This window comes from Stenotrophomonas sp. STEN022 (genome assembly GCF_056760155.1).
This window is the reverse complement of the sequence record NZ_JBRREG010000026.1, coordinates 36,771-50,562: the sequence shown is the minus strand read 5'-3', so window position 1 is coordinate 50,562 and position 13,792 is coordinate 36,771. Positions and strand designations below refer to the sequence as shown.

Annotated in this window: 7 protein-coding genes; 5 read left to right on the top strand and 2 right to left on the bottom strand. The window is 60.0% G+C overall.

What is annotated here, in order from left to right; translation table 11 throughout:
- Nucleotides 1–186 precede the first annotated feature (186 nt).
- Genes ACVOMF_RS07740 through acnB form a run of 3 tightly spaced genes read left to right on the top strand, consistent with a single transcriptional unit; the run spans nucleotide 187 to nucleotide 3,450 of the window.
- Nucleotides 187–420 (top strand): AbrB/MazE/SpoVT family DNA-binding domain-containing protein, encoded by a 234-nt coding sequence (locus ACVOMF_RS07740; RefSeq protein ID WP_282271410.1) that lies wholly within the window; start codon nucleotides 187–189, stop codon nucleotides 418–420.
- On the top strand, nucleotides 420–818 hold the full coding sequence (locus ACVOMF_RS07735; RefSeq protein ID WP_481508759.1) for a type II toxin-antitoxin system VapC family toxin: 399 nt from the start codon (nucleotides 420–422) through the stop codon (nucleotides 816–818). The genes ACVOMF_RS07740 and ACVOMF_RS07735 overlap by 1 nt, the downstream gene beginning before the upstream one ends.
- Before the next feature lie 40 nt (nucleotides 819–858).
- Nucleotides 859–3,450 carry a bifunctional aconitate hydratase 2/2-methylisocitrate dehydratase gene (gene acnB / locus ACVOMF_RS07730; protein ID WP_481508758.1) on the top strand — a complete coding sequence of 864 codons (2,592 nt, stop codon included), beginning with the start codon at nucleotides 859–861 and terminating at the stop codon, nucleotides 3,448–3,450.
- Nucleotides 3,451–3,775: 325 nt separating this feature from the next.
- Here acnB and ACVOMF_RS07725 read toward each other — a convergent pair whose 3' ends face one another.
- Nucleotides 3,776–5,017, bottom strand: a complete 1,242-nt coding sequence (locus ACVOMF_RS07725) for an HlyD family type I secretion periplasmic adaptor subunit (protein WP_481508757.1) — start codon at nucleotides 5,015–5,017, stop codon at nucleotides 3,776–3,778.
- On the bottom strand, nucleotides 5,017–7,344 hold the full coding sequence (locus tag ACVOMF_RS07720) for a type I secretion system permease/ATPase (protein ID WP_481508756.1): 2,328 nt from the start codon (nucleotides 7,342–7,344) through the stop codon (nucleotides 5,017–5,019). Before ACVOMF_RS07720 ends, ACVOMF_RS07725 begins: the two co-directional genes overlap by 1 nt.
- A 661-nt stretch (nucleotides 7,345–8,005) precedes the next feature.
- On the opposite strand from ACVOMF_RS07720, the gene ACVOMF_RS07715 reads away from it, so the two are divergent.
- Nucleotides 8,006–13,105: an Ig-like domain-containing protein gene (locus ACVOMF_RS07715; protein WP_481508755.1), complete on the top strand. Its 5,100-nt coding sequence runs from the start codon at nucleotides 8,006–8,008 to the stop codon at nucleotides 13,103–13,105.
- Nucleotides 13,105–13,404 (top strand): hypothetical protein, encoded by a 300-nt coding sequence (locus ACVOMF_RS07710; RefSeq protein WP_481508754.1) that lies wholly within the window; start codon nucleotides 13,105–13,107, stop codon nucleotides 13,402–13,404. The genes ACVOMF_RS07715 and ACVOMF_RS07710 overlap by 1 nt, the downstream gene beginning before the upstream one ends.
- The last annotated feature ends 388 nt before the right edge of the window (nucleotides 13,405–13,792 follow it).

Below are 13,792 nucleotides of genomic sequence, written 5' to 3'. Positions count from 1 at the left end.
CCCCCACACACCACCCCCCCCCCCCCCCCCGCCCGGGGCCCGGCGCTTCGGGGGGGGGGCGCCCGCCCCCGCCCCCGCCCCCACTACAGGTGAGGCTCAGCCGAGCATGGCTCGGCGCTGCAGAGGTGGGTTTGGGGTATGTCGACCGAAGTATGTATAATTCGTACATACTTCATTGGAGGTCCCATGGAAGCCACCGTAGCTGAACGCGGGCAGATCACCCTGCCCAAGGCCGTACGCGACGCTTTGGGCCTGACCAAGGGCACCCAGCTCAAGGTTGAGCTGGAGGGCAGTCGCATCATCCTGCGCAAGAGCGTGGATGACGCCATTTCCCGCGCCCGCGGCAAGTTCGCCCTCGACGGGTTCGAGTCGGCCGAACAGGCCGTGCGCACCGTCCGTGACGAGGCCGGCGAGGCATGATGATCGCCGTCGATTCCCCGGTCCTGATCGAGCTGCTCAGCGACGGCCCACGTGCCGACGCGGTGGAAGCCTGCCTGCGGCAGGCCTTGGTCGGCGGCCGGGTGGTCATCTGCGGTACCACGTTGGCCGAAATCTGCGCCTCGCTGCGCGGTGGTGCCGAGGTGCAGGGCGCGCTGGAAGAAATGGGTGTCCATTTCAATCCGCTGGAAGCCAAATCCGCGCTGCGTGCCGGCGAAATGCATCGCCGCCACCGGCAGCGCAGCGGCGACAACCGCCGCATCGACGATTTCATGGTGGGCGCGCATGCACTGCTGCAGTGCGATGGCCTGATCACCTGGAACGACACGTTTTATCGCGACTACTTCAAGGGCCTGAAGCTGATCGTGCCGCAAGCCTGAGAGCCCATCCATTCTTTAACCGATACACCCGGGAGTTGTCATGTTGGAAGCCTACCGCCACCACGTAGCCGAGCGCGCCGCGCTTGGCATCCCGCCGTTGCCGCTGACTGCACAGCAGACGGCCGACGTCATCGAGCTGCTGAAGAACCCGCCGGCTGGCGAAGCCGAGTTCCTGCTCGACCTGATCACCAACCGCGTGCCGGCCGGTGTCGATGACGCCGCCAAGGTCAAGGCCTCGTACCTGGCCGCCATCGCCTTCGGCAGCGAGAAGAACGCACTGATCAGCCGTGCGCGCGCCACCGAACTGCTGGGCACCATGCTCGGCGGCTACAACGTCGCGCCGTTGATCCAGTTGCTGGACGACGCCGAAGTCGGCGCCATTGCCGCTGAAGGCCTGAAGCACACCTTGCTGGTGTTTGATGCATTCCACGACGTGCAGGAAAAGGCCAAGGCCGGCAACGCCAATGCACAGGGCGTGCTGCAGAGCTGGGCCGATGCCGAGTGGTTCACCAGCAAGCCAGAAGTGCCGCAGAGCCTGACCATCACCGTGTTCAAGGTGCCGGGCGAAACCAATACCGACGACCTGTCGCCGGCTCCGGATGCCACCACCCGCCCGGACATCCCGATGCACGCCCTGGCGATGCTGAAGAACAAGCGTCCCGACGCGCCGTTCGTGCCGGAAGAAGACGGCAAGCGCGGCCCGATCCAGGAAATCCTGTCGCTGAAGGACAAGGGCCATCTGGTTGCCTACGTCGGCGACGTGGTCGGCACCGGCTCCAGCCGCAAGTCCGCCACCAACTCGGTGCTGTGGTTCACCGGTGAAGACATTCCCTTCATCCCGAACAAGCGCTTCGGCGGCGTCTGCCTGGGTTCGAAGATCGCGCCGATCTTCTACAACACCATGGAAGACGCCGGCGCACTGCCGATCGAACTGGACGTGTCGAAGATGGAGCACGGCGATGTTGTCGAGCTGCGTCCGTACGACGGCAAGGCACTGAAGAACGGCGAAGTCATCGCCGAATTCCAGGTCAAGAGCGACGTGCTGTTCGACGAAGTGCGCGCCGGCGGCCGCATTCCGCTGATCATCGGCCGTGGCCTGACCCCCAAGGCGCGTGAAGCGCTGGGCCTGCCGGTCACCGACCTGTTCCGTCTGCCGGTGCAGCCGGCCGACACCGGCAAGGGCTACTCGCTGGCACAGAAGATGGTTGGCCGCGCCTGTGGCCTGCCGGAAGGCAAGGGTATGCGCCCGGGCACCTACTGCGAACCGAAGATGACCTCGGTGGGCTCGCAGGACACCACCGGTCCGATGACCCGTGACGAGCTTAAGGACCTGGCCTGCCTGGGTTTCTCGGCCGACCTGGTGATGCAGTCGTTCTGCCACACCGCGGCTTACCCGAAGCCGGTGGACGTCAAGACCCACCACACCCTGCCGGAGTTCATCTCCACTCGTGGCGGCGTCTCGCTGCGTCCCGGCGACGGCGTGATCCACAGCTGGCTCAACCGCATGCTGCTGCCGGACACCGTCGGTACCGGTGGTGACTCGCACACCCGTTTCCCGGTCGGCATCTCGTTCCCGGCCGGTTCGGGTCTGGTTGCCTTCGCCGCTGCCACCGGCGTCATGCCGCTGGACATGCCGGAGTCGGTGCTGGTGCGCTTCAAGGGCAAGATGCAGCCGGGCGTGACACTGCGTGACCTGGTCAACGCGATCCCGCTGTACGCGATCAAGGCCGGTCTGCTGACCGTGGCCAAGGCTGGCAAGAAAAACATCTTCTCCGGCCGCATCCTTGAAATCGAAGGTCTGCCGGACCTGAAGGTCGAGCAGGCGTTCGAACTGTCCGATGCCTCGGCTGAGCGTTCGGCCGCTGGTTGCTCGGTGCACCTGAACAAGGAGCCGATCATCGAGTACCTGACCAGCAACATCACCCTGCTGAAGTGGATGATTGCCGAAGGTTACCAGGACGCCCGTTCGCTGGCCCGCCGCATCGAGAAGATGGAAGCATGGCTGGCCAACCCGGAACTGCTGCAGGGTGATGCCGACGCCGAATACGCCGCCGTCATTGAAATCGACCTGGCCGACATCCACGAGCCGATCGTGGCCTGCCCGAACGACCCGGACGACGTGAAGACCCTGTCGGAAGTGGCTGGCGCCAAGATCGACGAAGTATTCATCGGTTCGTGCATGACCAACATCGGTCACTTCCGTGCCGCTGCCAAGCTGCTGGAAGGCAAGCGCGACATCCCGACCCGTCTGTGGGTTGCACCGCCGACCAAGATGGATGCTTCCGAGCTGACCAAGGAAGGCGTGTACGGCACCTTCGGTTCCGCCGGCGCGCGCATGGAAATGCCGGGCTGCTCGCTGTGCATGGGCAACCAGGCACAGATCCGCGAAGGCTCCACCGCGATGTCGACCTCGACCCGCAACTTCCCGAACCGCCTGGGCCGCAACACCAACGTGTACCTGGGTTCGGCCGAACTGGCCGCAATCTGCTCGCGTCTGGGTCGCATCCCGACCAAGGAAGAGTACATGGCCGACGTTGGCGTGCTGGATGCAGCTGGCAGCGAGATCTACCGCTACATGAACTTCGACCAGATCAGCGATTACAAGGACGTGGCCGATTCGGTCAACGCCTGAGTTGTAGTTGAGCAGTAAAGGTTGAACGAAAAACCCCGGCGCAAGCCGGGGTTTTTTGTTGCCAGAGAACACCAGCGTTTGTTGTTGTGGGAGCGGTGTAAGCCGCGAAGGTGGTGGATTCGCAGATTGCGGAGTGCGCGGTCATTAATTTCACCCAGCTTCGGGGCTTACGCCACTCCTACAAAAGCAAAGCGGTCCAAAAACTTGCGTGGCCCGGGGAAGCACAGCGCGGCTGGGAGGTACCGTTCTTGGCGGGAAGTACCTGGGGAGCCCCAGTCGCGCTGTGCTTGCCGGGACCACGCAAGGTGGTGCCCTCCTGCGGCGATCACCGTTCGCGGAATGCTTCGCGTGTCTTCAATACCGGCTTGAGCAGATACTCCAGCACGGTCTTCTCGCCGGTACGGATCTCCATCGAGGCGATCATGCCCGGGATGATCGGCAGCTCCTTGCCGCCAGCTTCCAGTGCGCTCTTGTCGGTCAGCACGGTTACTCGGTAGTAGGTGCTGTCCGGGCGGCCGGCTGCGCCTTTCTCTTCGTCCTTCAAGGTGTCTGGGCTGATCAACTCAACGGTTCCGCTCAGGCCGCCATAGATGCCGTAGTCATAGGCGGTGATCTTCACGGTTGCCGGCAAGCCGGGTCGCAGGAAGGCCACATCGGACGGACGGATCTTACCTTCCACCAACAGCTGCTCTTCGAGCGGAACGATTTCCAGAATATGCTCGCCGGGTTGGATCACACCGCCAGCGGTGTTGACCCGCACGTTCTTCACCGTGCCGCGCACCGGTGCGGTGATGGTGGTGCGCTCAACCACGTCGGCGCGGCCGACCAGGTTCTCGCTGGTCTGTGACAGCTCCATTTCCAGCTTTACCAACTCGGAGTTGGCGTCCGAGCGGTAGCGGTTGCGACGCTCAACAATCTGTGAGCGAATGTCGTTGGCCTGCCGGCGCATGCGTAGCAGTTCCACGTCAGACAGCAGCCCCTTGGCTGCCAGCGGTTGGGCGAGGCCGATCTCGCGCATCGACAGAGCGTAGCTCTGCTCGAGCGAGGCGACACCCTCTTCCAACGCGCGACGGCGAGCGTTGAAGGCACGGGTCTCGCTGGCGACTTCGGTTTCAAACTCCCGCACCTGCGCATCGAACACCAGTGCTTCGCCATAGGCTTCGGCGCGCAGGCGGGCAATGGTGGCCTTGAGCGAAATGACCTTGCTCAGGGCCTCGCGGTAGCTGGCGTTGGCGCGGGTGGGGTCGATCTTCAGTAGTACCTGGCCACGCTCGACCACATCGCCTTCTTGCGCTGACATCTCTGCGAGGATGCCGCCTTCCAGGCTCTGGATGATCTGCTCACGGCTCTTGGAGATGATCCTGGCTTCGCCCTTGGTGATTTCCTCAACGCGGGCGAAATGTGCCCAAGTGACGCCGACCAGTATGACCAGCAGCACCATATAGGTGACGACGAGCGAGCCCGGCGTGGTTTGGGAGAGCAGTGATTCGGAGACATCGTCCATGAAGGCTGCGTCTGCAGCGCTGATCGATAGGGCTTGCTTCTTCTGTTTCTTCCAGAGGTTCATCACTGCACCTCCTGGTGCTGCGGTTTGCGACGATGCACGCGTGTGGGCGCTACCGCAACTGCGGCAGTGGGAGCCACAGCAGAACTTGCTGGCGTGGTAGAGGGTGTTCGCATGGCATCCGGCGCTGGCACCTCGCCGTAGGCATTTGCGCGCAGGGCGGTGAGCACGTTCGCCTTGGGGCCGTCGGCGACTACGCGACCGTTGTCCATCACGATCACTCGCTCCACCAGGGCGAGTAGCGAGGGCCGATGGGTAACCACCACCAGCGTCTGCGCCTTGGTCGCACGATGCAGGTGCTCCAGGAAGTGGGCTTCGGTCTGTGCGTCCATGGCGCTGGTGGGCTCATCCATCAGCAACAGGCGCGGACGGGCGAGTAGGGAGCGGGCCAGTGAGATCAGTTGGCGTTGGCCGCCGGATACACCGTCGCCATTTTCACCGATGGGCAGGTTCACACCGCGCGGATGTGAGGCGGCAAACTGGTCAAGACCAGTGAGCCGCAGTATGCGCACGAACTCTTCAACGCTGGCATCCGGGCAGCCCAGCATTACGTTCTCGCGCAAGGTGCCATGGAACAGGCGCGCTTCCTGGTTGACGAAGCCAACCGCCTTGCGCCAATCGGCCGGATCAATCTGGTTGACATCCAGTCCGTCGGTGAACATCTGTCCTTCGGTCGGCGAGTACAGGCGTGACATCACCCGCAGCAAGGTCGACTTTCCGCTGCCTATGCGGCCGAGGATGGCAACACGCTCACCTGGGGCGATGGACAGGTTGATATCGGTCAGCACCGGCGGGTTGGGCTGCATTGGTGGGGCCGGATAGGCGAAACCGATGTTCCTCAATGCGATCTGTCCGCTCAGGTTTGGCGTTGGCAGATAGTCCTGGGCGGGGTCGCGGTCCTGCGGCATCTCCATCAGCTTGTTCAGGGATTCCAGCGCGGCCTTGGCCTGCTGGAAGCGAACGGCGAGACCGATCACCTGGCCCAGTGGTGCGGTAGCGCGGCCAGCCAACATCACGGTGCCAATCAACGCACCCATGCTGAGGGTGCCGGCCGTGATCAGATAGACGCCGGTGATGACCAGCACCACTGTCTGCAGCTGCTGCAGCAAGGTGACAGTGCCAGTGGCGATGCTGGACAGGCGCCGCGACTTCATCGAGGTTGCCGATTGCAGTGCGCTGAAATGTTGCCAGCGGCGCTGCATATTGGCGGTGCCGCCCGTGGATTTGAGCGTCTCCATGCCTTCAATGGATTCGATCAGCACGCCTTGCTTGAGCGAGGACTCGCGCAGGTTTTCCTTCATGACCCGTGCCAGCGGCCATTGAATGCTGACCGAAATGATGACGATCAGTGGCAGGATCATCAGCGGAATCCAGCCCAGCGGACCACCAATGGCAAAAATAACGCCGACGAACATCAGCACGAATGGCAGGTCCGAGATTGCTGCCAGCGTTGCCGATGTAGCAAAGTCGCGTACCGACTCGAATTCCCGCAATTGATTGGCGAAGCTGCCGGATGAAGCAGGCTTGTGCTCCATCTTCACCGACAGCGCCTGACGGAACAGCATGGTGCCAAGAACCAGATCAGCCTTCTTGGCGGCGACATCCAATAGGTGGGCGCGCACAAAGCGGATGACAGCTTCAAATACCATCGCGATGATCACGCCGATTCCCAATGACCACAGCGTGACAAACGCCTGGTTGGGCACCACGCGGTCGTAGACGTTCATGGTGAAGAAGATGCTTGCCAGTGCCAATACGTTGGCAAGCACCGCGGCGATGGCCGCGCTGCGGTAGTAGCGACGGTAGCGCCACAAGGTGCTGAACAGCCAGTGGCCCTTGGCTTCCGGCAGTGCGTCGCCGGCACGATTGTCCACATGGGCGCGGGGTTTGACCAGAATGGCGTGACCGGAATACATCGCATCCAGGTCTTCGAGCGACAGATCAACAGGCTCCGCGGACACCTCAGGCAGGATAACCGTGTAGCGCTGCTGCCGCTTGTTTTCCTCATCGCGGATTTCCCTGCGTTCCAGCAGCACGCAGCCGCCTTGCTGCTTGCGTAGCAGAATGATCGGCATTACCTGCGCCGGGAGCTGCGCCAGAACGCGTCTCACCACGCCACCGGTAAGACCGGCATTGCTGAGCGCCTGCAATGCCAATGAAGGTGACAGCGTGCCGTTCCACGGCAAACCGGCAATCAGTGCGGCGGCGCTGCGGCTCATGTCGTAGTGATTGCACGTCCAGGAAACACTTTGCAGCAGTGTGTCCTCGATGCTGGTCTGGTTGAGCGTCATCGCTGCAGCTTCGTCAGCAGGCGCGCTTGGATTGGTCATTGCAGATCCAGATGGAGCCGCCCGCGAAGGCGAGTGGGTTTTTATCCGGGAGTGCAAGGCACCAACTGCTCCCGACGAGGAGCAGAAGTCTGGGGTCGATCGAAGTAATGGCGAATAGGATTGATCCCAATTGCTCGGTCTATGTTTTGTATTGGCTGCACGTCTGGTTTCCAGTTGCCGCGTAGCGCGGATATGGCCGCAATGCTGCGTAAGGTTTACGCCAGGATTTGAATCTATGGGTCATGGACATTCGGGCGCTACGTGTAGAACAGCACGGTGAAACCGAGGCGCGTAGAAAGATGAGTTCAACGTTGGATGGGTTCGCGTTGATGCGTTTCGTCACAACTGCAAGTGCGGTGGATGTCGCGCTGTCTTGATTCCGATCTTCAGGACTATCCCTATAGGGGGGCTTGGTCCTCTTGCCTATTGTCGTAGCGGAAGACGGAAGCTGTCGTTGCAGCAGTGTGTGGAGTATCTGCGCCTGCCTCCTGGGCAATGGGAGGCCCAATTGAGTGCGAGTAGGGCACTAGTTCAATTCTGTTTCTGTGTTGAAACCGAAGATGGATCAGGTCATCAAAAAAGTTCACGGGTCACAGTTGGTTGTCAGCATCAAGGTGGCTTCGTGATGTCTCTACATAAGCGATAAAACGGGTGAATGGAAATGACGGCGATGATAACGATGATTGGTGGTGACTCTGTGATCGGCTCGCAGCGGCTTGAAGCTGCAGGGAGTGGCAGTGCGGTGCATTTCAGCGCGGCGGAGGGCGCGTGCTACGTGCTCGGGGAAATTGGTGGTGGAGCCGCCGCAGGAGATATCACTGCCAGACGCGTTGGCGGCAGTCTGGTTCTGCAGCAGGCTATGGATGGATCTGCGCCGGTATCACTGGCAATTCAGAATTTCTACGACTACGCGGGGAGATTGCTTGGCCTGAGTCTCGATGGCGGGTATCTCGACTATCAGGCCATTACCGAGACGGGTATTGTCAGTGTCGCGGAGATGGGGGATGGTGTTTCTTCGGAAATTTCACTCTTCGCTGTGAGTCCGGCCGGAGAGCTGGCCGAAGTGGAATACGCTGAAGCCGGAGTTGCGGCATTCAATGACGCATCGTCGGTTGTGGCCGCAGCGGCCGGTGACTTTCCCTTGGGAAGTACGTGGGATGATGGAGATGGCCGCGAGTTTGGGCCTTCGCTGCCTGCGCGCAGCCTTGCGGCAGCGGATGACGTGCTTGTTGGTTCTCTTTTTGGGGGTGTGCCAACCGCCGGTTCATCCTCCTTGGATGATGACGTGATTGGCTTCAGCAAGTCTGGAGAAACGGCTTCCGTTCCCGTTGTAAAGGACGATGCGCAAGCTGTGCACGTTCTACCCAAAGGGTTGTTGGTGGACGACAGCGCGCCAATGGGCTTTGCCGCCGCGGGGCGCTCTGTCGGCGAAGCGCCAATCATCGGCGCCATCCTGGATAGCGAGGGCATGATTCAAGGCGTGGTAGAGAATGGTGGACATACCGATGACGGCAGGCCACAGATCGTGGGCAAGGCCGAGCCTGGCGTGCTGGTACACATCTACCGCGGTGTGGAGCTGATCGGTCAAGTCGTCGCCGGTTCGAGCGGAGATTGGTCGTTCTCGCCGAAGCTGCCGCTCTTCGATGGCCGGCATGCGTTCAGTATCATCCATGAGTACCCGGATGGCGACGTCAGCGACTTCTCGGCTCCGTATGTGATAGTCGTGGATCGAGCTGTCCCCGATGCACCCGTCATCACCCGCATGCAGGATGATCAGGGCCGCATTACCGGGGCCATCGCTGCGGGCACGATCACCGATGATGATCGTCCCACCATCGATGGCACCGCCGAAGCGAACGCCACGGTGATTGTCTATGACAAGGACAAGGAAATAGGTCGCACGCTGGTCGGCGCAGACGGCAAGTGGAGCTTTACGCCGGAGCCCGGGTTGGCTGATGGGTTGCACATTCTGAGCTACGCCGCTGTAGACCGCGCCGGTAACGGCAGCGAGCGTACCGCCGTTTCCGAGTTCGTTGTTGATACCCGTCCCGAGAAGATCAACATCTACTACGCAGAGGATGACGTAGGTAGCTTGATCGACGAGATATTCAGTGGTGGCACAACCGATGACAGCATGCCAACGTTGTTTGGTACGGCCACCGCCGGCGGCGTTGTGAAAATTTACGAAGGCAGCATGCTGTTGGGGCAGACCACGGCCGACGTCGATGGAACCTGGCAGTTCACGCCGGATGTTGCACTGAGTGAAGGCGTGCATAGCTTCCATGCAACAGTGACGCTGGTCGCCAAGGGTGAAAGCGAACGTAGCAAGCCGTTCAATTTGACCGTGGATGTGACCGCGCCTGGAAATCCCAGCATCGAGCAAGCGCTGGATGACGTGGGTGTACTGCAGGGCGTATTGGAGAATCGTGCAATCACCGATGACAACAAACCGACCTTGCTCGGCAGGGCTGAAGCCGGCAGCATCGTGCATATCCATAGTGGCGGCATGCGATTGGGAAGCGTGGTTGCTGACGCCAGCGGAAAGTGGACATACACACCGGAGGCTGCGCTTGTTGATGGAAAATATGGGTTTAGCGTTGCTTCCCAGGATGCGGCAGGCAATCTAAGTGGCTTTTCGGAGGTGTTCGAGATCGTTGTTGAAACCGTTCCGGGGAAGAAGCCGACCATTGACCGTGTTTACGACGATGCCGGTAGCAAGACCGGAGACCTGACGATGGGGGAGGCGACCGATGACTGCCGGCCAGACGTCAGTGGCACGGCGGAGGCTGGTAGCACTGTCATCATCAGGGATCACGGATTCGAGATCGGCCGCGTCCTGGCGGATGAAGATGGCATATGGATGTTCACGCCGCAGCTGAACCTGGCAGAAGGCGCGCACCGGCTCACTGCGGAATCGATGGATGTCGCGGGCAACATCAGCATGCCATCGGATCGATTCGACTTCGTGGTGGTGCAGGACGGCGATGACCATCCGCGTGCAGTGGGCCTTGGGGGGAGGACGGTGAACACGATCGTCGTGGTCGACGATTCGGGAAGCATGGCTGGGGCGCCAATACGGTCCGTGCAGGCAACATTGAAATTGTTGGCTGCCGAGTATCTTGTTTCTGCGGGCGGCCAAGCTGTTACGTTGACGTTGCTGAGCATGAACAAAAACACCCCGTTGAAATACACCTTCAGTAGCGACGCAGATGCTGACTATGCGAGCTTCATCGCGGCAGTGGACGCGCTGTCTGCCGATGGTGGGCCGAGTTACGAAAGTGCAATTCAGGCGGCAGCAACCAGCATCAAAGCAGGGCATCGAGTGGGAGATGGTCCGAGTGAGGTGTTCATCCTCGGCGATGCGGAAAACAAACTTTTGCGGGCGACTGCGGAAATGTGGCAGGCAATGCTGCTCAATCCAACGGGTAGCGCAGTCCTGGACACCCCCGTCGTGTCCACGCCGATCTGTGTGATGCCGTTCAGTAAGGACTACGGGTACTCGTTCCATTGGCTGGCCACAGGAGGGAAAGCCATCGAGCTTCCCTCGCCAGCAGTATTGCCCGATGTGCTGCTTGAGTCGGTGATCGGCGACAGTGTCACTGGCAACCTGCTGGACAACGATGCCAAGCTGACGAGAGATGGAAATGAGTATCTGACCCAGATCAGTCTTGACGGAGGTCTGTTCCGCATTGCAGCCAACAACTCGCTGGTCATGACGAATGTCGGTGCCAACGTGAAGGGTGTCTATGAGCCGGCGACTGGCCTGCTCAGCATCACGACGGAAAACGGCACGCTGCAGGTCTATATGCATGGGGCCGGCAGCCACGAAGCAGGCGACTACACGTATCAATCAAATTTCATTCAGCTATACCATGGCGAAAGCCCAAAGGAAGAGATCTTTGGCTACATGGCGCTTGACGTCAGTGGTGTTTCGCAGGCTGCCAACTTGCACATCGCTCTTTCGCAGTCCCACGTACGTGATCTGCTGAAGATCGATGCGTTGGGCAAGGACACTGGCGTTCAGGGGGATCTCCTGACTACCGATGGTAGTGCAGGGCGGGAAGTATCGGGAACCCTGTCAAAGCATCTGGCAAAGGGCCTGAAAGTTCAGGTATCAGTGGATGGCGGTAGCATCTGGCAGGACGCGGTTACGCACGGCAGGAACTGGACCTTCATCGACATGTCGGCACATTCGAGCAGCTGGAACATACAGGTGCGCATAAGTGATGGAACCAACCACGGCACCCAGGTGCTGGCACAGGATGTGACCCTGGCTCAAGCTTTGGCAGCCCCAATCATCACCAGCATTCCCGAGGCTGAGAACATCTACACCTCGGTGTTGGCGAAGGATGGCTCGGAGATGACTGTGGCGCTGGCCGCTACTGGCGCCAAGGCGGGCGACAAAGTGCACATTCAGTGGGGAACCGGCACTTACGATCAGGTTCTGACCGCGCTTAACATCAGTATTGGTTTCGTCACACTCAATGTACCGGCGGCGGTTACGCACTCTACGGCGAGCTACGACTACGATTTCAAGGTAACCGCGCAGATCATTGGGAAGGATGGTTCCATTGGCGCGCTGTCGGCACCATACAACGTCACCGGATCGTATGCCCGTGCACTGATAAGTGATGCGCTGCAGCAAGCGCCGCTGGAAGATGTCTACACTGGCAACGGCTTCACGGTGACCACAACCGGTAGCTTGGTCAAGACCGCTGCTACCACCAGTAGTTTGGCGGGTTTGACTTTGAGTGATGCCCAGCAGGCAAATGCAACGTTCACACTGAGCAAACCAGCTGATCAGATTACGCTGCGGCTGAGTGGTGCTGACAACGCCATGGGAGCGCAGATTCGAGTGTTCGACGTGAACGGGAATCTTCTTCACCAGCAGACTGTGTTTGGTGATGCAACTGCACGGCATGTGGCAACCTTCAGTTGGAGCAAGACAGGCTTGGCGGATATCGGATCATTCACCGTGATCGCGATGAGCGCAAATGTGACCTTGGATTTGTTCAGTCAATACGTGGTGACACATACGGCGGACGAGCGCGACCATAATCTGATCGATTTCCTGGCAGAGACGTTCTATGGTTCGGTGGCGAACGACGTTGTGTCGATGTCGCAGCATGCGCATACCTACTTTGGACAGGCTACTGCAGCGGTTCACGGTGGTGATGGAACTGACACGTTGAAGATCGTTGGTGCCAGCCATGTACTTGACCTGACCGCGGCGGGTAGCAAGATCAGTTCGATGGAAATCATTGATCTGACAGGAGCCGGAAACAATACACTGACGCTGAATCTGTCCGATGTTCTACGAAATGGTGGCACGAACATCTTCCATGCCGGCGACACGGCTCGCGTGCAGATGATGGTCAAGGGCAATGCGGGCGACAAGGTAAATCTGAGTGACCTTCTCATCGGAAACGTCGATCACGGAGATTGGGTGAAGAAGGCTGCGATGGTGATCGAGGGGGTCACGTATGAATCCTTCCAACATTCATCCCTGGCTGCGGAATTGCTGGTTCAGCAAGGTGTGAATGTGGTGGTGACGAACTCCGCGTTGGTGCCTGCTGTAGAGCTGTCTGTTGTACCCGCTCTCGATGCAGTAGCGGAGGTCCTGGTGGCAGCCGAGGATGAGTTCTTCGCTTCGCCAACTCTGGTGTTTGACCGGGGCGACATCGTTGTGAATGTTGTCGGCATCAATCCTGCGCAGGGCTTTTGGCTGGATACGCAGGACTACAGACTGGAGGCCTACTGATGAAGAAAGGCAGCGGCGGCTCATCGCCGCTGCCTCGTGTTCCGCCTGGCGCACTCTGCCCAGTCGGGCTGCATTTCGCCGTTGATACGGTGCCGGTAGTTGTTGACGGCGACAGCACACGACTGAGATCACGCATCGTCTACATCGGCAGATTGCCTCCCGGTAGACAGGTAGGGCAGGTGTTGCCAGTCATGTTGATCCATCTGGGACTGTCGGTGATCGGGCTGCGTTCTACAACCAACAGTGCCCGCATCGGCTGTCCGGATCAGGTCGATGCTTTAATAACGACAGTTCTGTAACCGGGCTACGCCGTAGCGCGCCGGCAAGCAGGAGTCTCGCGGGTTTTCAGAATATTCTTCAACAGTCGCAGGGGGGCTTTGCTTGCCCCGCCTACGGGTCGAACGGTCGCTGCACTGCCTTTCTTGGTTTCTCGATCAAATGCCGTGTCAGGCAAGCGTGGAAAAGCGCAGGGCTGCCTTCGCGGGTATCAAATGTGAAACCATTTTGCTTCCAACTCTCAGTTGGAACGCAGCATATGTCGTCATGTATGGGATGCGCAGCTAGAGTTTATCGGGCGGCTGGTTGCTGCCAGCTTGCATTGGTGTCAAATATGGAACTGTTGCTGCTTTGTGTCACGACGAATATGTTGGGTGTCGCCAAGTATATTTAAGTCGGGCGGGGCGCAAG

Bases quoted from the DNA above. Each gene is read 5' to 3' on its own strand.
- ACVOMF_RS07740 (WP_282271410.1), top strand. From the start codon at position 187: ATGGAAGCCACCGTAGCTGAACGCGGGCAGATCACCCTGCCCAAGGCC.
- ACVOMF_RS07735 (WP_481508759.1), top strand. From the start codon at position 420: ATGATCGCCGTCGATTCCCCGGTCCTGATCGAGCTGCTCAGCGACGGC.
- acnB (WP_481508758.1), top strand. From the start codon at position 859: ATGTTGGAAGCCTACCGCCACCACGTAGCCGAGCGCGCCGCGCTTGGC.
- ACVOMF_RS07725 (WP_481508757.1), bottom strand. From the start codon at position 5,017: ATGAACCTCTGGAAGAAACAGAAGAAGCAAGCCCTATCGATCAGCGCT.
- ACVOMF_RS07720 (WP_481508756.1), bottom strand. From the start codon at position 7,344: ATGACCAATCCAAGCGCGCCTGCTGACGAAGCTGCAGCGATGACGCTC.
- ACVOMF_RS07715 (WP_481508755.1), top strand. From the start codon at position 8,006: ATGACGGCGATGATAACGATGATTGGTGGTGACTCTGTGATCGGCTCG.
- ACVOMF_RS07710 (WP_481508754.1), top strand. From the start codon at position 13,105: ATGAAGAAAGGCAGCGGCGGCTCATCGCCGCTGCCTCGTGTTCCGCCT.